Source organism: Reyranella sp. (assembly GCF_017305915.1).
In the GTDB taxonomy this organism is placed as follows: Bacteria; Pseudomonadota; Alphaproteobacteria; order Reyranellales; family Reyranellaceae; genus Reyranella.
The window spans coordinates 24,770-44,517 of sequence record NZ_JAFKJN010000005.1; the positions used below are offsets into that span (position 1 = coordinate 24,770).

18 protein-coding genes are annotated in these 19,748 nt (G+C 67.5%); 12 read left to right on the top strand and 6 right to left on the bottom strand.

Translation table 11 applies throughout. The features are described 5' to 3' along the window. Positions 1-13: 13 nt before the first annotated feature. The 5 genes from J0J01_RS00175 to J0J01_RS00195 all read right to left on the bottom strand — a co-directional run bounded on the left by J0J01_RS00175 (position 14) and on the right by J0J01_RS00195 (position 5,252). Positions 14-1,630, bottom strand: coding sequence for an arylsulfatase (locus J0J01_RS00175; protein WP_296378064.1), 1,617 nt, complete (start codon positions 1,628-1,630; stop codon positions 14-16). Next, the gene (locus J0J01_RS00180; RefSeq protein WP_296378462.1) at positions 1,627-2,547 is read right to left on the bottom strand and encodes a formylglycine-generating enzyme family protein; all 921 of its coding nucleotides are present in this window, start codon (positions 2,545-2,547) and stop codon (positions 1,627-1,629) included. Before J0J01_RS00180 ends, J0J01_RS00175 begins: the two co-directional genes overlap by 4 nt. Positions 2,548-2,573: 26 nt before the next feature. Continuing rightward, a complete protein-coding gene (locus J0J01_RS00185) occupies positions 2,574-2,918 on the bottom strand; it encodes a hypothetical protein (protein WP_296378065.1) in 345 nt (114 codons plus the stop codon). Positions 2,919-2,920: 2 nt separating this feature from the next. Beyond that, positions 2,921-3,919, bottom strand: a complete 999-nt coding sequence (locus J0J01_RS00190) for an HAD family hydrolase (protein WP_296378066.1) — start codon at positions 3,917-3,919, stop codon at positions 2,921-2,923. Between the two features lie 184 nt (positions 3,920-4,103). Further along, positions 4,104-5,252 (bottom strand): patatin-like phospholipase family protein, encoded by a 1,149-nt coding sequence (locus J0J01_RS00195; RefSeq protein ID WP_296378068.1) that lies wholly within the window; start codon positions 5,250-5,252, stop codon positions 4,104-4,106. Positions 5,253-5,388: 136 nt separating this feature from the next. Between J0J01_RS00195 and J0J01_RS00200 the strand changes: the two genes are divergently transcribed. The 11 genes from J0J01_RS00200 to J0J01_RS00250 all read left to right on the top strand — a co-directional run bounded on the left by J0J01_RS00200 (position 5,389) and on the right by J0J01_RS00250 (position 13,902). Further along, on the top strand, positions 5,389-6,606 hold the full coding sequence (locus J0J01_RS00200) for a DUF3300 domain-containing protein (protein WP_296378069.1): 1,218 nt from the start codon (positions 5,389-5,391) through the stop codon (positions 6,604-6,606). Further along, positions 6,603-7,589, top strand: a complete 987-nt coding sequence (locus J0J01_RS00205) for a DUF2950 domain-containing protein (RefSeq protein WP_296378070.1) — start codon at positions 6,603-6,605, stop codon at positions 7,587-7,589. The genes J0J01_RS00200 and J0J01_RS00205 overlap by 4 nt, the downstream gene beginning before the upstream one ends. 16 nt (positions 7,590-7,605) lie before the next feature. Beyond that, positions 7,606-7,830 (top strand): hypothetical protein, encoded by a 225-nt coding sequence (locus J0J01_RS00210; protein ID WP_296378071.1) that lies wholly within the window; start codon positions 7,606-7,608, stop codon positions 7,828-7,830. A gap of 7 nt (positions 7,831-7,837) precedes the next feature. After that, positions 7,838-8,161, top strand: a complete 324-nt coding sequence (locus J0J01_RS00215) for a hypothetical protein (protein ID WP_296378072.1) — start codon at positions 7,838-7,840, stop codon at positions 8,159-8,161. Between the two features lie 28 nt (positions 8,162-8,189). Continuing rightward, complete coding sequence (locus J0J01_RS00220; RefSeq protein WP_296378073.1) at positions 8,190-9,284, top strand: transporter; 1,095 nt, start codon at positions 8,190-8,192, stop codon at positions 9,282-9,284. An 11-nt stretch (positions 9,285-9,295) separates the two neighbouring features. Further along, positions 9,296-10,102 (top strand): transporter, encoded by an 807-nt coding sequence (locus J0J01_RS00225; protein WP_296378074.1) that lies wholly within the window; start codon positions 9,296-9,298, stop codon positions 10,100-10,102. 7 nt (positions 10,103-10,109) lie between these two features. Then, positions 10,110-10,352 (top strand): DUF3302 domain-containing protein, encoded by a 243-nt coding sequence (locus J0J01_RS00230; RefSeq protein ID WP_296378075.1) that lies wholly within the window; start codon positions 10,110-10,112, stop codon positions 10,350-10,352. Beyond that, a complete protein-coding gene (locus tag J0J01_RS00235; protein WP_296378076.1) occupies positions 10,349-11,290 on the top strand; it encodes an efflux RND transporter periplasmic adaptor subunit in 942 nt (313 codons plus the stop codon). The genes J0J01_RS00230 and J0J01_RS00235 overlap by 4 nt, the downstream gene beginning before the upstream one ends. Before the next feature lie 11 nt (positions 11,291-11,301). Then, positions 11,302-12,732, top strand: coding sequence for a DUF1254 domain-containing protein (locus J0J01_RS00240; protein ID WP_296378077.1), 1,431 nt, complete (start codon positions 11,302-11,304; stop codon positions 12,730-12,732). A 10-nt stretch (positions 12,733-12,742) separates the two neighbouring features. Next, positions 12,743-13,171 carry a hypothetical protein gene (locus J0J01_RS00245; RefSeq protein ID WP_296378078.1) on the top strand — a complete coding sequence of 143 codons (429 nt, stop codon included), beginning with the start codon at positions 12,743-12,745 and terminating at the stop codon, positions 13,169-13,171. A gap of 332 nt (positions 13,172-13,503) precedes the next feature. Further along, positions 13,504-13,902: a response regulator gene (locus tag J0J01_RS00250; RefSeq protein ID WP_296378079.1), complete on the top strand. Its 399-nt coding sequence runs from the start codon at positions 13,504-13,506 to the stop codon at positions 13,900-13,902. 295 nt (positions 13,903-14,197) lie between these two features. Here the strand turns inward: J0J01_RS00250 and J0J01_RS00255 are convergent, their stop codons facing one another. Next, positions 14,198-14,629 carry a DUF1489 domain-containing protein gene (locus tag J0J01_RS00255; protein ID WP_296378080.1) on the bottom strand — a complete coding sequence of 144 codons (432 nt, stop codon included), beginning with the start codon at positions 14,627-14,629 and terminating at the stop codon, positions 14,198-14,200. A 127-nt stretch (positions 14,630-14,756) separates the two neighbouring features. Between J0J01_RS00255 and J0J01_RS00260 the strand changes: the two genes are divergently transcribed. After that, positions 14,757-19,721 carry an alpha-2-macroglobulin gene (locus J0J01_RS00260; protein ID WP_296378081.1) on the top strand — a complete coding sequence of 1,655 codons (4,965 nt, stop codon included), beginning with the start codon at positions 14,757-14,759 and terminating at the stop codon, positions 19,719-19,721. Positions 19,722-19,748 lie beyond the last annotated feature (27 nt).

Here is a 19,748-nt window from a genome sequence, read left to right on the forward strand (position 1 = left end):
CCTTCTTTTGCCTTCACCGCGGTTTCAGGCTCTCCAGGTCCTTGAGACGCTTCATCGCCGCCTGCTGCGCCAGCATGCCATAGTTGATGCTAGCGACGTTGAGCGAGCTGCCGGTCTGGAAGGGAAACTGGTCGAAGTCGGCGAAGAGCTCCTTGACCTTGCCTCCGACGGGCACGAGCAGCCACATCTGCTGGGCAAAGAACTTCATCGCTTCTCCGCCTTCCTTGAGGCCCCGCTCGTAGGGATCCATTCGCAGGTTGGTGATGGTAGCCCACGACGGAACCTCGCGCGTCGCCGTCGCGATGTTACCCTCCGACGCGACCGCGAACGAGACCTTCCAGTCGTTCCAGCGGATGGCGTTCAGGTTGCCGCCCTGGTCGAAGTAGTAGACCACGTCGCGCGGCCCCTGCTTCGCCTCGCCCTTGAAGTAGGGCAAGAAGTTGTAGCCATCGAGATGGACCTTGAAGGTCTTCGATCCGGCCTGGAAGCCAGCCTTCAGCTTGTCTTTGATGTTCGGCTCGCCCGCCGCCGCCAGCAGCGTCGGGAACCAGTCCATCAGGGTGATGATGTCGTTGTACTCGGTGCCGGGTTTGATGACGCCCGGCCAGCGCACCATCATCGGGATGCGGAAGCCGCCTTCCCAGGTCGTGCCCTTCTCGCCATGGAACATGGTCATGGCGCCGTCCGGCCACAGCGCGAGCTCGGCGCCGTTGTCGGTGGTGTAGAGCACGATGGTGTTGTCGGCGATCTTGAGGTCGTCGAGCTGCTTCAGGAGCTCGCCCACCATGCCGTCATGCTCGGCCATGCCGTCGGCGTGGATGCCCTTGCCGGTCTTGCCGACCGAGGCCTGCTTGAGATGCGTGAAGACGTGCATGCGGGTCGAGTTGAACCAGCAGAAGAACGGCTTGTTGGCCTTGACCTGGCGGTCGATGAAGTCCTTGGCTCCGGCCAGGAACTCCTCGTCGATCGTCTCCATGCGCTTGGTGTTGAGCGGGCCGGTGTCCTGGATCTTGCCGTCGGCCGAGCACTTGAGCACGCCGCGCGGGCCGTACGTCTTCCGGAACTCCGGATCCTTGGGATAGAAATAGCCTTCTGGCTCCTCCTCGGCATTGAGATGGTAGAGGTTGCCGAAGAACTCGTCGAAGCCGTGCCGGGTCGGCAGGTGCTCGTCGTGGTCGCCAAGATGGTTCTTGCCGAACTGCCCGGTGGCGTAGCCCTGGGTCTTGAGCGCATCGGCGATGGTCGGCATCCAGTCGGTGATGCCGTGCGGGTCGCCCGGCATGCCGATGGTGAGCAGACCGGTGCGGAACGGCTCCTCGCCCAGGATGAACGAGGCGCGGCCGGCGGTGCAGCTCTGCTGGCCGTAGGAATCGGTGAAGATCGCGCCTTCCTTGGCGATGCGGTCGATGTTGGGCGTGCGGTAGCCCATCATGCCCATGGTGTAGGCACTGATCTGCGGGATGCCGATGTCGTCGCCGAAGATCACCAGGATGTTCGGCTTCTTGCCGCCGGGCGGCGTCTGCGCCTGCGCCTGCTGCACGGTTCGCAGGCCGCCCACGACTCCGAGTGTCGCCAGGGCGGTGCCCGCCAAAAGAATACGCCGACGTTCACCGCTGACCTTGTCGCTCATGGCTCTCTCCTCCTGACGACACAACGAAAGCCGACATGGCTGGTCGACGTATCGACCGGCTCGGCATGGCGCGCCGCCGGCCGATAGCGCCGACAATAGTTGGGCGCGCAGAGATGCGAGCCGCCCTTCAGGACCCTGCGGGGAATCTTGATCGTAGGTTGGCGCGGGTCATAGCTGCCCTCCATCGGTGCGCCGCGTGGGTTCTCGGGAATGCAGCAGGCCTTCGCCGCATCCGCCGCGTGCCTGGGCGAATACCAGTCGGCCGTCCACTCCCAGACGTTGCCGATCATGTCGAAGACGCCGTAGCCGTTGGCCGGAAAGGTCTGCACCGGCGAGGTCCGAGACCAGCCGTCGGCCTGCAGGTTCTCGATCGGGAAGTTGCCCTGCCAGGTGTTGGCCATGTGCTTGCCGTTGGGCGTGAACTCGTCGCCCCACGCGAATTCGGCATCCTCGAACCCGCCGCGAGCCGCGAGCTCCCATTCGGCTTCGGTCGGCAATTCCTTGCCGGCCCATTGCGCGTAGGCCTCGGCGTCCTTGTAGGCGATCTGCACCGCCGGATGATCGTCGAGCCCGCCGATGTGGCTGCCCTTGCCGTACGGCCGCTTCCAGGTCGCGCCGAAGGTGAAGCGCCACCACTGGCTCCAGTCGCGCAGGTCGACCTCGCGCTTGGGCGGCGTGAAGACCAAACCGCCGGCCTTCAGCATGTTGGGCTTGGCGCCGGGATAGTCCTTCGGATCAGGGTCGATCTCGGCCCAGGTGATGTAGCCGGTGGCGGCAACGAACGCGCGGAACTGGGCATTGGTCACCGGCGTGGCATCGATCCAGAACGGATCGACCGTGACGAGGTGCGCCGGCGCCTCCTCGGGATAATGCCGGTCCGATCCCATGCGGAAGGTGCCGCCGGGAATGCGGATCATGCCGGCCGTAACGGCCGGTTCGGCCACTACAGCTTGGCCGACCATTTGCAGCCGAGGTTGTTGCCGCGCACAGAAATGGTCTTCGTCCCGAGATCGGCCACGTAGTCCAGGCGCTCGCCGGAGAGTTGGAGCACCATCTCGTAGACGTTCGGCTTCGCGAGCTTCATCGGCTCGCTGAGATTGCCGGGGCCGGTGAGCCGCACGGCGTCGCCCGCGACGGTGAGCGTGTGCTCGCGCTCGAACTGCGGTGCCATGGCGATGCAGGCCGACATGTTCGCGGGATCCGGCGCGAACCGGAAGGTCGAGGTCATGTCAGCGGCGTGAGCCGCAACGGGGGCGGCGATCGCGAGGACCAAAAGAGACATGCGCATGGCTATCTCCTATCGAAAGGATAGATCGTCTTCCAGTCGGACTTCATGTCGACGATGGTCCACTTGCGCCGCGTCCCTTCGTCGAGCGCCTTGTCGAGCCGGCCGACGTGGCTCTGGCGGTCGTAGGCGAACTCGCGCTCGGCATCGGTGTGATGGACGATGCCCATGAAGCGCAGGCCGGCGCCGCCCGCGATGTATTCCAGCATCTGCTGGTCGCCGTCGGAGTTGCCGAAGGCGAAGACCGGGCGGCGGCCGATGAAGCGGTTGATGCCGACCGGCTTGCCCGGCCCGTCGTCGACGAACTCGACCTTCGGCTCCTTGACCAGCACCGGCTTGCCGTCGCGCAGCTCGAACTTCACCACGCCGGAGGAGCCGACGACCTGCTCGGGCGGGATGCCGTAGACCTTCTCCGTCCACGGCCGCATGAACTCGATGCCGCCGCCCGAGACGATGAAGGTCTTGAACTGGTGGGCGCGCAGCAGCGCCATCAGCTCGAGCATCGGCTGGTAGACAAGCTCGGTATAGGGCCGCTTGAAGCGCGGATGACGCGCCGTCTCGAGCCAGTCCTCGACCGCCTTGGTGAAGTCCTCGGTCGTCATGCCGGCATGGGTGGCGGCGACGATCTCGAGCAGGCCCGTCTCGCCAGTGGCCGCGAGGCCCGCCATGTCGCCGGCCAGCACCGACATGAACGGCTCGCGCTCCTTCCATTCCGGATGCTGCGGCGCCAGCGCCTTCACCCTGTCGATGGCGAAGGCGAACTGGAAGTAGATCGGCTGCTCGCTCCACAGGGTGCCGTCATTGTCGAAGACGGCGATGCGTTCGGGCACGGCGACGAAGTCGGCGCTTCCCGTGGTCCTGGTCCGCGCGACGAAGTCGAGGATGGCCCTTTTGGGCGCGCTGTCGGTCCAGGACGGGAGCGGATCGGATTGGGCAAAGGCAGTGGAGGCAGCGACCAGTGGTGCTGCGACGATCGCCAAACTCACCGAGCGACGTCCAATCATGTGTCTCACTCCGATGAAACTCTACGTCGATGGCCCGCCGGCGCGAATCAAATCGAAATGCGCGCGCGACATTGATCTGCATTTCCCGATGCAAGATATGCAACGTCACTCGGAAGACCACTATAAGTTGTAGAGATTCGCAGCCCCGCCACGAGCCGTTGAAGCGCCTCGCGACATAATTTTCTCAAGGGACACCGCGATCGAGCGCGGGCGGCGCCTTGTGCCAGATCGGCCCCGCGTTGCCCTGCCGGTAGCCGTAGTCGTAGAGCGCGCGCATGAAAGCCTGGTCGAACTCGCCCTTCTTCTCCGGCCCCTGGAAGTCGCGGCCGATGTATTCGAGGTTGTAGTCGACGCCGTCGCGCCGGCTGATGAAGTAGACGCGCATCACGTCGTTGTGGCCGCTCGCCGACAGCATGGTGCTGATCGCCCGGCCGGCGATCGAGATGGTGCGCCGCTCCGACTGGGCAAAGTCGGGATCGAGCCGGGCGTTGCGGATGATGTAGGCGTGCCGCTCGCGCTTGAGACCCATTTGGCTGAGCTGGAGCGACGGTGGATAGAGGAAGAGCTGGGCGATCGCGCCGCCGTCGACATGCAGCTCCTGGTACTTCTTGCCGTCGAGCTCGACATCGATCAGCATCGGCTGGAAGGCGCCCGGCACCGCCGCCGAGGCGCGCAGGATCTTGCGGATCAGGTCGAGCGCGCCGGGATGGCCGCTGTCGGCGATAGCGCCGATGTTCCAGATCACCGGCCGCTGGGCATCGAGATTGGTGGTGCCGATCAGCAGCAGCCGTCCCTTGCGGTACTCGGCGGCGATGGCGTCGAGCAGCTTCTGGTCGAGATACTTGGCGATCACTTCCGACAGCGGCGTGGTATCGGCCATGGCATCGTCGAACAGCGCCGCCGACAGGCCGCGGAAGCGGAAGACCCTGTCGGCATTCATGGTCGTATACACGTCGCGCAGCGCGCCGTCGTACTCCGGCCCCAGGAAGGCGAAGGGTGCGATCAGGGCGCCGGTGCTGACGCCGGTCACGCCCTTGAACTGCGGCCGCGTGCCGGTCTCGGTCCAGCCGTTCAGCAGGCCGGCGCCGAACGCGCCGTTGTCGCCGCCGCCGGACACGGCCAGGAAATGGGCGGGCCCCAGGCGCTTGCCGGGCGGCAGCGCCGCGATCTCGCGCTCGAGCGCCCGCTCGGCATCCTCGATCATCGGCCGCGGATCGGAATCGGCAAAGAAGCGCGCATTCGGAATGCCGAGCGGCAATGCCCTCTCGGTGTCGGCCACCGGCACCGCCGGCTCGCGTGCGGGAATCGAGCAGCCGCCGACGCCGGGGGCCAAGATCAACAGAATCAAAACAGTCAGCGCGCGCATGATTGCCGTCCCCTCCCTGCCATGCTTCTCTGGCGGACAAGTAGCGCTTCGGTCGTTGACCTTTGTCAAAGCCATGCCGGATACGGCGGGTCAAAGTGGTGTCATGCAGCGACGTATTTTCATCGCGGGATCGTTCTTGCTCTACGCGCTGGGCGTGGCGCGCAACTCCTACGCGCAAGGCGACAGCAAGAACTTCAAGCCCGAGGAGCTCGACCAGTTGCTGGCGCCGATCGCGCTCTATCCGGATTCGCTGCTGTCGCAGATCCTGATGGCGAGCGGCTACCCGCTGGAGGTCGTCGAGGCGGCGCGCTGGTCCAAGGCCAATCCGAACCTCAAGGGCGACGCCGCCGTCAACGCCGTCAAGGACAAGGACTGGGATACCAGCATCAAGTCGCTGGTCGCCTTCCCCGACGTGCTGAAGCAGCTCAACGAGCATCTCGATTGGACGCAGAAGCTCGGCGACGCGATGATCGGCCAGGAATCCGACGTCGCCGATTCGATCCAGCGGCTGCGCGCCAAGGCCTCTGCCGCCGGAAATTTGCAGAGCACGCCGCAGCAGGCCGTCACGACGCAGGGGTCAGGCGACACCATCCAGTACATCATCCAGCCGACCAATCCCCAGGTCGTCTACGTCCCGCAGTACAATCCGGGCTGGGCGTACGGGCCGTGGCCCTATCCTGCCTATCCGCCAGTCTACTATCCTTTCGGCGCCGCGCTTGCGACCGGCTTCTTCTGGGGCCTCGGCATCGCCGCCGGCGCGGCGCTGATCGGCGGCTGGAACTGGGGTGGGCGCGGCCAGTCCTACGCCAACATCAACGTCAACAGGGCCGTCAACATCGACAACAACTTCAATCGCAACCGGCCCGATCGACCGGACCGGCCCGACCGCCCCGGCGCTGGCGGCGGCGAGCGCTGGCAGCATCAGCCCGAGCATCGCAAGGGCGTCGCCTATCGCGACCCCGCCACGCGCCAGCGCTTCAACCAGGCGCAGCGGCCGGGCGCCGCGCAGCGCGACCAGTTCCGCGGCCGCCTCGACGGCGGTCCCGGCGGTAGCCGGCCGGGCGGCGGCGGCGGACAAGGCATCGCCAATCGGCCCGGTGGCGGGCAAGGCATCGGCAACCGGCCGGGCGGCGGCCAGGTCAACCGGCCGCAGCAGCGGCCCAACGCCTTGGGCGGCGTCAATCGCGGCCAGCAGATCAATCGCGAGGGGGCGCGCGGCCGCCAGCAGATGAACCGCGCACAATCTCATCCCAACTACAACCGCGGCGGCGGCGGCCATCTCGGCGGCGGCGGTGCGCGGGGCGGAGGAGGACGGCGATGAGCAAGCTGCTGCACGCCCTTCTGGCGCTCGGGCTGGCCGCGACCTTGGCCCTGCCGGCTGCCGCGCAGGCGCCGGCCCAATCCCCTCAGGCGGCCCCTCAGGCCGCGCCGATACCGCAGACCCGGCCGGTTGCCGCGGCGGTCAAGCAACGTCATTTCCCGACCGCCGGCGCGGCGGCCGATGCGATGACCGAGGCAGTGCGCAAGGATGACGACAAGGCGATCGCCGCGATGCTGGGCTCGAGCTGGCGCGACTTCGTGCCGGGCACCCGCGAGGACGAGGACAGGGCGCGCGAGGACTTCCTCAAGGCCTGGGACCAGAACCACAAGGTCGCTCCCGACGGCGACAACGCCAACAAGATGCTGGTCGAGGTCGGCACGACCGGCTTCAAGATGCCGATCCCGATCGTCAAGGACGACGAGGGCTGGCGCTTCGACATCGAGGCCGGCTACGACGAGATGATCGCGCGCCAGATCGGCCGCAACGAGCTCGCAGTGGTGCAGAGCCTGCTCGCCATCGTCGACGCGCAGTACGACTACGCCACGAACGACCCGACGAAGACCGGCACCACCGCCTATGCGCGCCGGCTGCTCAGCTCGCCCGGCAAGAAGGACGGCCTCTACTGGGAGACCAAGCCCGGCGAGCCGGACAGCCCGCTCGGCCCGCTGGTCGCCAAGGCGCAGCCCGGCGACCGCGAGGGTGCGGGCTATCACGGCTATCACTACCGCCTGCTCTACGGCCAGGGGTCGAATGCGCCGGGCGGCGCCTACAGCTACCTGCTGAACAACCGCATGCTCGGCGGCTTCGGCGTCATCGCCTGGCCGGTGAAGTACGGCGAGACCGGCGTGATGACCTTCGTCGTGAACCAGAGCGGCGAGGTCTATGAGCGCGACCTCGGGCCCGAGACACCGCAGCGCGCCGCCCAGATCACGCTCTTCGATCCGGACAAGGACTGGCAGAAGGCGGACACCACGCCGCCGTGAGCAAGGAGGGAGAACGATGATGCGGACAAAAATCGCAGCGGTTGCCTTGGCCGCGTGCCTGCTGGGGGCCTGCGACCGGCCCTGGAGCAATCCCGAGAAGGGCGCCGCCGTCGGCGCCGCGGCCGGCACCGGCATCGGCCTGGTCACCGGCGGCAGCTTCGGCACGGTGGTCGGCGCCGGCCTGATCGGCGGTGCGGTCGGTTATCTCGGCGGCGCGGCCGTCGACGCCAGCCGGAGGTAGGGACGCCATGAAGACCATCGCTCTCGTCGGTGCCCTGCTGCTGTCCGCGACCGCAGCCTTCGCCCAGACCGCTCCGCTCAACTTCGAGCAGGCGGTCTATGTCTCCTGCCGCGAGGCGCAGGCGATGAACGTCGAGGCGCGCAAGTCGCTCGCCGTCTACCTCGCCGAGCATTCGGCACGCTATCGCGGCGTCGTGCTGCCCGACGGCGAGCACGGCGCGCATCTCGCGCTGCTGGTGCGCGGCGGCTGCACCCTGGCACCCGACGCCTACCTGTTCACCGTGATCGATCGTGCGATCGTCGCCGAGAAGGACAAGTTGCCCAAACGCTGACCTGCCCGACACCGGGAGATGAGTGACCATGCCCACGACCATGAAGGCTGCCGTGGTCCATGAATTTCGCGCACCGCCGTCGATCGAAGAGGTCCCGGTGCCGGAGGTCGGCTTCGGCCAGATCCTGGTGAAGGGCGGCGTTGTCGTGTGCACGGCTTGCGGCCAGGCGAGAGCGAAGGCATCCAGGAAGACCTCCAAAAGGTTGATCTGGGCGGCGGGGCTTGCAGCCTGCGTCGTTGCGCATTCGGCTGAAGCAAGCGAGGGCGCCGCGAGCTACTACTTCGCCGGCGGCTTCGGCTCGTTCATGGTTGCGGTGCCGCCGGCCCCCGGCTTCAGCATCGCCAGTCAGACGCTGATGTACGGCGGCCAGGCCTCGCGCGCGGTGCTGAACGGCCGCGCGACCTCCGGCCTCAATGCCTTCGCGCTCTACGAATTCCTCGGCGCCAGCTATGTCTTCGATCAGCCGGTGCTGGGCGGCCGCCTGCAGGTCGGCGCCGCCGTGCCCATTCCCAGCTACGCCACCACGATGGTGTCGCTGCAGACGCGGAATTTCGGTGCCTTCTCCGGCAGCGCATCGGATTTCGGCATCGGCGACAGCCTGCTGAATCCGTTCGCGCTCTACTGGAGCTTCGGCGAATTCAACGTCAAACTTACCGAATACGTCGTCGTGCCGACCGGCCACTACGACATCAACGGCACGATCAATGTCGGGCGCAACTACTGGGCGTTCGACACGCAGCTCGGCTTGACCTGGTTCCACAAGGCGACCCGCACCGAAGTTTCGCTGCTGCCGGGCCTCATGCTCAACACCACCAACCCGGCAACCGACTACAAGACCGGAGCCGAGTTCCATCTCGACTTCATGGTCAACCAATTCGTCACCGACGACGTCGCGATCGGCCTGCAGGGCTACTGGTACAAGCAGATCGAGGGCGACAGCGGCTCGGGCGCGATCCTCGGGCCCTTCATGGGCGAGTCGTTCGGTCTCGGCCCGGCCGTGCTGTGGGCGCCCGAGCAGCTCAAGGGCCGCTACGCGTTGATCCTGAAGTGGACCCACGACGTGTCCAACACCAACCGCCTCAACGGCGACTGGGGTCAGGTGACGATGTCCTGGCGTTTCTGAAGGGGAGGGTGATGATTAAACGTCTATCGGCACTGGCCTTGATCGCTGGAGCCTTTGCCACGAACGGTCATGCGCAGCAGACGAAAGGGGACGCCGCCACGGAGCTTGCCAAGCAGACCCAGAACCCGGTTGCCAGTCTGGTCAGCGTCCCGCTTCAGAGCAATTTCAATATCCACACCGGCCCCTTCAACCGTCTTCAGTATGAAGGTCTGCTGCAGCCGGTGGTCCCCCTCGGCTTGACCGACGAATGGAATGTGATCGTGCGGCCGATCATTCCCTTCGTCGGCCAACCGGTCGGCGCCTCGTCGAGCACGTTCGGCCTGGGCGACATCGCCTTGCAGACCTATTTCACGCCGCAGCATACCGGCAACGTAATCTGGGGCGTCGGCCCGATCGGCCAATTCCCGACCCGCACCGCTCCGGTGCTGGGCGAAGGCATGTGGGGCGCGGGCCTCGGCGGCGTCGCGCTGGTGCAGCCCGGCCCATGGGTGATCGGCACATTGCTCAATCATGTTTGGTCGATCGGCTCGCCCGGACCCGACCAGCAGGCCTTCAGCCTCACCACCATTCAGCCGTTCATCAACTACAATTTCGGACACGGCACGGCCATCGCGTTCACCTCGCAGATGACCCGCGACGGTGCGCAGCCCGAAGGCCAGCAGTGGACGGTGCCGCTCGGCGGCCAAGTCTCCCAGATCCTGCCGATCGGACATCAGCCGATCCAGCTATCGGCCGGTGCCTTCTACAACGTAGCGCGGCCGAGCGGCGTCTCCGATTGGCAGGTCCGCTTCCAGGTCACCCTGCTTTTCCCGAAGTAGGCGATCGATGCTCGACCTCTTCGCGTGGCTCGTCTTGCTCATCCTCGTGGCGAGCGCGATCGCCATGATCGTCATCGCGGGCTCCCTGCCCGGCCACGTCGCCCGCACGCGACGTCATCCGCAGGAGCAGGCGGTGCGGATGGCCGGGTGGATCACGCTGTTCCTCGCCCTGCCTCTGTGGCCGGTCGTTCTGATCTGGGCCTATGTCGACTGGCCCCGTTCGCCGCAAGGCGTGGAGGACGCGCGATGATCGTCGCGATCTTCAACGTCTACCTGGTGATCCTGTTCGGGCTGGTGAAGCTCCGGATTGTGCCGTTCAACACCTTCTGGAAGATCTCGCCGGCGATCGTGCTCGTGCTGCTGCTGTTCGGCCTGTTCATCCCGATGGGCTGGGGCGCGCCGGAAGGCTCGGCCGTGGTCGTCCGCAACTCCGTCGCGATCGTCCCCGACGTGGCGGGCGAGGTGATCGAGGTGCCGGTCACGGCCAACACGCCGATCAAGGCGGGCGACGTGCTGTTCCGCATCGATCCGGTGCCCTTCCAGAGCCAGGTCGATGCGCTCGCCGCGCAGCTCAAGCTCGAGGAGACGCGGCTCGCCGAGACCACGCAGCTCGCGCGCACCAATGCCGGCCGCGTCTACGACGTCGAGCAGCGCCAGGCCTCGGTCGACCAGCTCCGGGCGCAGCTCGTCGGTGCCCAATGGAACCTCGACAAGACGGTGGTGCGCGCCCCGGCCGACGGCTACGTGACCAACCTGGCGCTGCGCAAGGGCGCGCGGGTCGGCAACCTGCCGCTGTCGCCGGTGATGGCCTTCATCGACACGTCCGAGACCTTCATCGGCATGGAGGTCAATCAGATCGACACCCGCTTCATCGCCCCGGGCCAGCCGGTCGAGGCCACCTTCAAGTTCCTGCCCGGCAGGGTCCACAGCGGCACGGTCGTGTCGGTGCTGCAGGCCCTGTCGACCGGCCAGGTCCAGGCCTCGGGCAGCGCGCCGACGCCGCGCGCCCTGCAGGCGGCACCCTTCGCCGTGCGGGTGAAGCTCGACGACGACGCGCTCGCCGCCCGCCTCCCCGCCGGCAGCGTCGGCGACGCCGCGGTCTTCACCGAGCACGTCAAGGCCTCGCACGTCATCCGCAAGGTGCTGCTGCGCCAGATCGCGATCCTGAACTACGTTGTGCCATTCTGAGGAGGGTCGTCATGCGTTCGATGTCGATTGTCGCCGGCCTGTTGCTGGCGTTCGCTGCCTGCGCCCATGCGCAAAGCGGTGGCGGCTTCGTCAACGGCTATCCGACGCCGGAGTTCGCGCAGCGTGCGCAGAACGAGGCCGATTTCCAGCGCGCCGTCGTCGCCTACCGTTTCTGGTATCCCGCCGTCTCCGCCGAAGGCATCTTCAACGGCAACCGCATTGCCGGCATGAAGGACAACGAGGCGATGGGCATCACCTCGACCGGTCCGCGCCAGGTCGGTTTCACGTTGAACTCGGACACGCCCTACGGGTCGGCGATCCTCGACCTGCGCAACGGCCCGATGGTGATCGAGCTGCCGTCCGGCCCCTTCATCGGCCTGGTCAACGACCACTATCAGAGCTGGATCCTCGACATAGGCCTGCCCGGCCCCGACGCCGGCAAGGGCGGCAAGCATGTCATCCTGCCGCCGGGCTACACCGGAGCGGTGCCGACCGATCACCAGGTCGGCCGCTCTTCCTCCTACAAGGTGCTGGTGGCGGCGCGCTCCATGCCGGTCGGTGGCGACGTCGACAAGGCACTGGCGGCACTGCGCACCATCAGGATCCATCCTCTGAACGGCGATAAGACGCTCGCCTTCATCGACACCACGAAGACGGCGATGGATTCGACCAGCCTGCGCTGGGAAGACAATTTCCAGTTCTGGCAGGTCCTGGCCAAGATCGTCGACGAAGAGCCGGTGAACGAGGCGTGGCTGCCGTTCTACGGCGAGCTGGCGGCGCTCGGCATCCTCAAGGGTAAACCCTTCCAGCCCGACGCCCGCCTGAAGGGCATCCTCGAGCGCGCCGCCAAGGCCGGCCGCGATCAGATGCTGGTCTCCGCCTTTGCGAGCACGCGGCCTGACCGTCAGGCCTGGCCCGACCGCAAATGGGAATGGGTCGGCTTGGTCGCAGAGAACGGCGATTTCCGCACACCCGGCGGCTACGACCTCGAGGCACGCGACCGCTGGTTCGCCCAGGCGATCGTCACCTCGCCCGCCATGTTCCGTCGCAATGCCGGCGCGGGCTCGCTCTATTGGCTGGGCGTACGCGACAGCGGCGGCGCCTATCTCGACGGCGGCAAGAGCTATCGGCTCGTGATACCCCAGCCGGTGCCAGGCAAGCTCTTCTGGTCGGTGACAGTGTACGACGCGCAGACGCGCTCTCAGGTCCAGACCGACCAGGACAAGGCGGCGCTGCGCTCGCTGTTCGAGCTGAAGGACGCCGGTGGCAGCGCCCCGGTCACGCTCCATTTCGGCCCGACCTCGCCGGCCGGCAGCGACGCTGCGCGCTGGATCAAGACCGCGCCCGGCCGCGGCTGGTTTGCCTACATCCGCATCTACGGCCCCGAAGGTGCGGCGTTCGACGGCACCTGGAAGCCTGGCGATTTCGAGCCGGTGCCCTGAGCCCATGGGGTTGGGCGTTCGTCGCTTCGATCCCCTGCCCGACCAGCCGCGCGACGCTGCGCGCTTCGAGCAGCTCATGCTGGCGTCACTGGTCGTCGGCGCGATCATCGCCGTGCTGATGACCCGACACGTGATCCGGCATGTCGGCTTGCAGACCGGCGCGATCCTGATGCTGATCCTGTTCGGCGGCGCGTTCGCGCTCACGCTGCTCGCCAGCCGCCGCGCCAGCCGGGTCGCGCGCTGGCTGCTGGTGATCGGCACGGTGCTCGCCCTCGTGCCGTGGCTCGCCCACGTGCCCAACATGGCCGCGCGCGGTTACGTGCTCTACCTCTCGCTGCTGCAGCTCGTGCTGCAGGTCGGCGCGCTGGTCTATCTCTTCACCGCCCGGTCGCGGGCCTGGTTCGCACGCCGGGCCTACGCGTCCGACGGCCAGACTTAGTTCGTCGGGCTTCATCGGCGGCAGCGGCGCGTGGAAACGGATGGTCAACCCGGTGATTGCGATGATCTTGCGATCACTCGATCGACACCCGGTACGCTTCCTTCGTCGCGGGACGGAGTAGCAATCGTCGGCCGGCCCTACGACCTGCGGGAGGTCGATCAGGCGGCAAAGGCCCTGCCGACCGGCGCTCTCGGCCGCAATTGAAGAGGTTCTGCAACGTTCCGGTGCTCGGCCGAATGTAACTTTTCGCACCATCGGGCGTTCTTTCCGCGAAAATTTGTTACGCGCGCGTCACAATTCGGTGTGGGGCAGCGTGCTCGGTTGGGGAGAGAATGGTTCCACCCTTGGTGACGACGGGGGAGACGCCGCAGCCTGACCCCATCGTCCTCATCGTCGAAGACGACGTGCTGATCCGGGCTGCCGCAGCGCAATATCTGCGCGGCGCGGGATTGGACGTGCTCGAGGCGGTCAACGTCGACGAGGCGGTGCAGATCCTGCGCGCGACGGCGGACATCAAGGTGGTGTTCAGCGACGTCAAGCTGGCCGGCCCGCGCAGCGGCTTCGACCTGCTGGAGATCATCCGCCAGGATTTCCCGAAGGTGCGGGTGCTGTTCACCAGCGGCGTGGTGCCGGCCGACGAGGTCGGTCGCACCGGCATCCCGTTCGTCCGCAAGCCCTACTTCCTGTTCGAGATCGAGCGGCATATCAAGACGTTGCTGGCGGCTGGCTGACGCTTCTGCCCGCTCGGCCAAGGTCGTCCACTGCGGCAAGGTCATCGACGCGGCGACGTGCGAGCGGCTCACCGTGATCGAGCCCGCCGCGAGCCGGAGCCGCCGCAACCGGACCGCCGACGCACTGCACACTGGCCGCAATCGTCGTGGCGCCGCCCGGTACGGTGACACGCCCCCGACGATCGATGGCAAATGGCAAAACAGGCTGAAAAGTCACGCCCGCCTGCATTTCACTCGTGCCAGATTGGCAAAACCCGTTGCGTGCCATTTCTCATCACGCGCGCTCGCGATGGTTCTACAGCAGGCCGAGCCGCTTCAGCTCGTCGGCCATCTCCTTGGGCATGTCGCCGGTGTCGCCCTTGGAAAGATCGGGCGGGGCATCGTCGCCGTTGTAGTAGCGCCAGCCCTGGAAGGCGCGACAGGCGCGCGGCGCGGTCGGGATGATGGTGCGCTTGACCTGGATACGGCAGTACTTGTGCGCCTCTTCCTTGTCGAAGTCCTCCTCGAAGCCGACCAGCTCCTGACGGCAGCGAATGACCCCGCGCACCACCCAGTAGAGCGAGCCGCCCCGCAGCAGCTCGTCGACCCGCTTGGGCATGTGCCGCGTGTACACCCAGTGCGGCGAGCGCGGGCCCTGGCGGCGCTGCTTTCGCCGGGCGGCCTGAAGCTTCTTCATGTGGGCAAGGTCGTCCACGCCAACTGCGAGCTTGATCAGATTCAGCACCATGACGCCGAGGGTGATAGCGTGACTTCGCCGCCACAGCACCGGATTATTTCGGCGGGGATACAAGCTCTCCACAGTCCCTGCACAATTGCGGCGATAGAGTCCGCGCACTCGCTCGCGGGGGATTCCGATGAACAGGTCGACGTGGACTGCTCTGGTCGTGGCTTTGATGCTGGGATCGGGCATCGCCGGTTATCTCATCGGGAGGCCGGCCGACACCGTCGATCAGGCACCGCCGCACGCACGCACCGCCACCACCAGTACGTCCCCCGTGCCCGCCCCGACGCCGTCGCGTCCTGCGCCGATGCCGGTCGCGCAACCGACGTCGCCGGCCCCCGTCGAACCCTTCCGCTACCAGTTGCTCAGCCTCGACAACAGCGCGGCCGAAGCGGAGGCCTGCCTGTTCTTCAACAAGCCGCTGGCCGGCGACGGCGTCAAATACGCCGACTACCTGCGCGTCGAACCGGAGGTGAAGTCGACGGTCAAGGCGGTCGCCAACAAGCTGTGCATCGGCGGCCTCGCCTACGGCCAGGACTACTCGGTGACCCTGCTCGCCGGCTTTCCCGGTGCCGGCAACGTCAAGCTCGACGAGGAGCGCAAGGTCTCGGTGGCGCTCGGCCCGCGCCCCGCGTCGATCACCCTGCCGGGCAAGGGCTTCATCCTGCCGCGCGGCATCGCTGCCGGCCTGCCGGTCACCACGGTGAACGTGAGCAAGGTCGCCATCGCGGTCTATCGCGTCAACGAGCGCGGCCTCGATAAATTCACGCAGCAGTACTACTACGGCGGCACCTTCCCGGCGACCGAACCGATCACCGAATCGTGGACGCTGCGCCAGTGGCTGAACGGCCAGAACGCCAAGCGCGTGTGGCGCGGCAGCATGGAGGTCAAGAACGTCCTGAACCAGGCGACCACCACCGCCTTCCCGATCCGCGAAACCATCCAGGACTGGAAGCCCGGCGCCTATTTCGTCGTGGTCTGGAACGCCGCCAAGCCGCCGGCCAAGGAGGGCGAGGACGACAGCGCTGGCGACGAGGACGAGCAGAACGGCACCAACCTCGCCGGCATGTGGGTGATGGATACCGACATTGCCCTCACCAGCCTGACCGGCCGCGACGGGCTCACCGTGTTCGCCCGTTCGCTCGCCTCGGCGCAGCCGCTGCCCGATTGCGAGGTCGTGCTGCTGTCGCGCGGCAACGAGCCGATCGGCAAGGCGGTGACCGACGCCCGGGGTCAAGCCCGCTTCGATGCCGGTCTGCTGCGCGGCCGCGGCGCCGCCGAGGCGGCGTCGATCATGGTGACCGACCAGGCCAAGCAGGAGTTCTCGCGGCTCGAGCTCACCAAGGCTGCGTTCGACCTCAGTGACCGCGGCATCGAGGGCCGAGCCCTTCCTGGCCCGGTCGATGCCTTCCTCTACACCGAGCGCGGCGTCTATCGGCCCGGCGAGACGGTGCACCTGATGGCCATGCTGCGCGACGACGGCGCGACGGCGTTGAAGGACATGCCGGTGACGCTGATCGTCAAGCGGCCCGACGGCAGCGAGTTCACCCGCTACACGCAGCAACTGCCGGCCTCGGGGTCGCTCTACCAGGCGGTCGACCTGCCTAAGTCGTCGCGCCGCGGCCTGTGGTCGGTGGCGGCCCATATCGATCCCAAGGGATCGCCGGTCGGCCGGGTCGAATTCTCGGTCGAGGACTTCGTGCCGGAGAAGCTCAAGGTCGAGCTGTCGACCGACCAGAGCGTCCTGCGCACCGGCCGGAGCACGACCTTCGATCTCGCCGCGGACTTCCTCTACGGCGCGCCGGCCTCGGGGCTCCGCGTCGAGAGCGACCTGCGCGTCACCGTCGACTCCACCCCCTTCCCGGCCTTCTCGAAGTACACCTTCGGCTCGCAGGAGGAGCGCCGGACCTACGAGCCGCCGCTGATCACCCTCACCGGCCCCGAGACCGACGACAAGGGCAAGTCGAAGATCGTCTGGGACGGCAGCCAGGTGAAGGAGACCAACCTGCCGCTGCGCGCGCAGATCACCGCGCGAGTGTTCGAGCCGGGCAACGGCCGCGCCACCAAGACGGAGAAGTCGCTGCCTTTGCGCACCCGCGACGTCTATCTCGGCATCCGGCCGACCTTCGAGGGCCGCTACGCCCGCGAAGGCAGCGACACCGCCTTCGACATCGTGGCGCTCGGCGCCGACGGCAAGCAGGTCGCGCGCGAGGTCGAATATTCGATCGAGCGCATCAGCTACGACTACCAGTGGTACCAGAGCGACGGCCGCTGGCGCTGGCAGAGCCTCACCCACGAGCGCGAGATCGATAGCGGCACGCTGGCGCTCAAGGCCGACGCACCGGTCAACCTGTCCAAGCGCCTGCAGTGGGGTCCGCACCGCCTGGTCGTGAAGGATCCGCGCACCGGCAACTCGACCACCACCACCTTCTATGTCGGCTGGTGGGGCGGCAGCCGCGGCGCCGAGGATGCGCCCGACACGCTCAAGGTCGCGAGCGACCGCGAGAAGTACGCGCCGGGCGAGTCGGCCAAGCTTCGGATCGAAGCGCCGTTCGCCGGCGAGGCGATCGTCACCATCGCCAGCGACCATGTGCTCGCGACCTACACTGCGCAGCTCCCGGCCGGCGGCACGACCATCGACGTGCCGGTGAAGGACGACTGGGGCGCCGGCGCCTATGCGCTGGTCACCGCCTGGCGGCCGCTCGCCGCGCCCGCCGAGCGCACCCCGGTGCGCGCCATCGGCGCGGTTTGGCTGGCGCTCGATCCCAGCCTGCGCACCCTCAATGTGCAGATCGCGGCACCGGAGAAGGTAGCGCCGCGCCAGCGCATCGAGGTGCCGCTGCACGTCGCCAACGCCAGCGGACCGGAGGCCTATGTCACCCTGGCCGCGGTCGACGAGGGCATCCTGCAGCTCACGCGCTTCAAGACCCCGCGGCCGGCCGACTACTACTTCGGTAAGCGCCAGCTCGGCCTCGCGGTGCGCGACGACTATGGCCGCCTGCTCGACGCCCGCGCCGACGAGCTCGGCAAGATCCGCACCGGCGGCGACGCCGGCGACATCGGCGGGCTCGACGTCGTGCCGACCCGCACCGTGGCGCTGTTCAGCGGCCCGGTGAAGCTCGACGACAAGGGCGAGGCCAAGATCGCCCTCGAGATCCCCGACTTCATCGGCCAGCTCCGCCTGATGGCGGTCGCCTACGACAAGAGCAAGGTCGGCTCGGTTGACCAGCGGCTGATCGTGCGCGATGCCGTCACTGCCGACGTCATCCTGCCGCGGTTCCTGGCGCCCGACGACACCGGCCGCGTGGCGCTGTCGCTGCACAACGTCGAGGGCCAGCCGGGCGACTACAAGGTCACCCTGGAGGCGACCGGCTCGGTGTCGCTCGAGCGGCCGGTGGCTGAAACCAAGCGGCTCGCCGCCAACCAGCGCGAGCTGATGACCTGGCCGTTGAAGGCGGGCGACGTCGGCTTCGGCAAGGTCGCAGTCGCCGTCAGCGGCCCCGGCAACTTCTCGGTCCGCCGCGAATGGGACATCCAGGTCCGCGCCTCCCAGACGCCGACCGCGGTCGACACCGTGGCGCCGCTCGACGGCTCGCGCGAGCTGACGGTCGATCGCGAGGTCATCTCGCCCTTCACCAACGGCACTGCGCAGGTCAGCGTGGCGCTGTCGCGCACGCCCGGCATCGACGTGCCCGGCCTGCTGCGGGCGCTCGACAAGTACCCGTACGGCTGCATCGAGCAGACGACCAGCCGTGCGCTGCCGCTGCTTTACTACAACGACGTGGCGCTGCTCGGGTACGGGCCGGCCGATCCGAAGATCACCGACCGCGTGCAGGAGGCGATCTATCGGATCGTCGACATGCAGATCGGCGACGGCTCGTTCGGCATGTGGGGCCCGTTCTCCTCGCCCGCCGCCGAATGGCTGCAGTCCTACGCCCTCGACTTCCTGCTCAGGGCGCGCGACCAGAAATTCGTGGTGCCGGCGGCCTCGCTGTCGCGCGGCCTCACCTGGCTGGCGCGCTCGGTCGAGAAGATGTCGCCCAATGCGCAGGCCTATGGCTGGTACGTGCTGGCCAAGGCGGGGCAGGCCGATGCCGGCCGCGTCCGCTACTTCCAGGATGCCAAGGGCGGCGAGATCGTCGGCGGGCTGGCCTGGACGCACCTCGCCGCTGCGCTCAACCAGGTCGGCGAGCCCGGCCGCGCGCGGCTCGCCTTCTCGATCGCCCGCCAGCGCCTCGATCAGCGCGATTCGAGCGACTACTACGGCACCGGCCTGCGCGACCGCGCTGCCCTGCTGGCGCTCGCCCAGGAGGCGGCCGGCCGCGAGGGCCTGATCGCCGTCGCCAATGCCGTGCGCGAGCGCATGGTCGCCAGGGTCGAGTACACGACCACCCAGGAGAAGGCATGGCTGCTGATGGCGGCGCGCGCCATGGCCGGTGACGCCGAGCTCGCCTACTCGGTCGACGGCGAGAGCCGCAAGGAGACCAAGGAGCCGGTCGTGCTCAATCCCGATGCGGCGGCGATCCAGCGCGGCGTCAAGATCCGCAACCAGAGCGACCGGCCGATCTGGATGCAGGTCACCGCGCGCGGCGTGCCGAAGGAGCCGCAGCCGCCGGCCGAGCAGGGCCTCAGCGTCGACCGCACCTTCTACACGCTCGACGGCAAGGAGGCCGACCTCTCCAGGATCCGCCAGAACGACCGCCTGGTGGTGTCGATCTCGGGCTACGACGAGGATCGCGGCTATCACCAGATCGCGCTGCTCGACCTGCTGCCGGCCGGCTTCGAGATCGAATCAGTGGTGAACAAGGACACGGTCAAGAACTTCCCGTTCCTGCCCAACCTTACCCGCACCCGCATCGCCGAGGCGCGCGATGACCGCTTCTTCGCCGCCTTCGATGTCGGCCGCCGGCCCTACTGGTCGTGGTGGGAGGCCAATCACGACGAGCTCGACGGCGGCTATCGCTACCACGTCGCCTACATCGTACGCGCCGTGACGCCGGGCCGCTTCGCGCTGCCCGCCGCGCACGTCTCCGACATGTACGCGCCGCGCGTCTTCGGCCGCACGGCGATGGGCACCGTCACGATCGCACCGCGATGAGCGTTCTCCGTCGTCCCGAGCGAAGCC

What these genes read in the sequence shown, in the direction of transcription:
- J0J01_RS00190 (WP_296378066.1), bottom strand. Translation starts at nt 3,919, where the DNA reads ATGATTGGACGTCGCTCGGTGAGTTTGGCGATCGTCGCAGCACCACTG.
- J0J01_RS00200 (WP_296378069.1), top strand. Translation starts at nt 5,389, where the DNA reads ATGCAGCGACGTATTTTCATCGCGGGATCGTTCTTGCTCTACGCGCTG.
- J0J01_RS00260 (WP_296378081.1), top strand. Translation starts at nt 14,757, where the DNA reads ATGAACAGGTCGACGTGGACTGCTCTGGTCGTGGCTTTGATGCTGGGA.
- J0J01_RS00180 (WP_296378462.1), bottom strand. Translation starts at nt 2,547, where the DNA reads ATGATCCGCATTCCCGGCGGCACCTTCCGCATGGGATCGGACCGGCAT.
- J0J01_RS00235 (WP_296378076.1), top strand. Translation starts at nt 10,349, where the DNA reads ATGATCGTCGCGATCTTCAACGTCTACCTGGTGATCCTGTTCGGGCTG.
- J0J01_RS00210 (WP_296378071.1), top strand. Translation starts at nt 7,606, where the DNA reads ATGATGCGGACAAAAATCGCAGCGGTTGCCTTGGCCGCGTGCCTGCTG.
- J0J01_RS00185 (WP_296378065.1), bottom strand. Translation starts at nt 2,918, where the DNA reads ATGCGCATGTCTCTTTTGGTCCTCGCGATCGCCGCCCCCGTTGCGGCT.
- J0J01_RS00230 (WP_296378075.1), top strand. Translation starts at nt 10,110, where the DNA reads ATGCTCGACCTCTTCGCGTGGCTCGTCTTGCTCATCCTCGTGGCGAGC.
- J0J01_RS00220 (WP_296378073.1), top strand. Translation starts at nt 8,190, where the DNA reads ATGCCCACGACCATGAAGGCTGCCGTGGTCCATGAATTTCGCGCACCG.
- J0J01_RS00255 (WP_296378080.1), bottom strand. Translation starts at nt 14,629, where the DNA reads ATGGTGCTGAATCTGATCAAGCTCGCAGTTGGCGTGGACGACCTTGCC.
- J0J01_RS00205 (WP_296378070.1), top strand. Translation starts at nt 6,603, where the DNA reads ATGAGCAAGCTGCTGCACGCCCTTCTGGCGCTCGGGCTGGCCGCGACC.
- J0J01_RS00250 (WP_296378079.1), top strand. Translation starts at nt 13,504, where the DNA reads ATGGTTCCACCCTTGGTGACGACGGGGGAGACGCCGCAGCCTGACCCC.
- J0J01_RS00225 (WP_296378074.1), top strand. Translation starts at nt 9,296, where the DNA reads ATGATTAAACGTCTATCGGCACTGGCCTTGATCGCTGGAGCCTTTGCC.
- J0J01_RS00175 (WP_296378064.1), bottom strand. Translation starts at nt 1,630, where the DNA reads ATGAGCGACAAGGTCAGCGGTGAACGTCGGCGTATTCTTTTGGCGGGC.
- J0J01_RS00215 (WP_296378072.1), top strand. Translation starts at nt 7,838, where the DNA reads ATGAAGACCATCGCTCTCGTCGGTGCCCTGCTGCTGTCCGCGACCGCA.
- J0J01_RS00240 (WP_296378077.1), top strand. Translation starts at nt 11,302, where the DNA reads ATGCGTTCGATGTCGATTGTCGCCGGCCTGTTGCTGGCGTTCGCTGCC.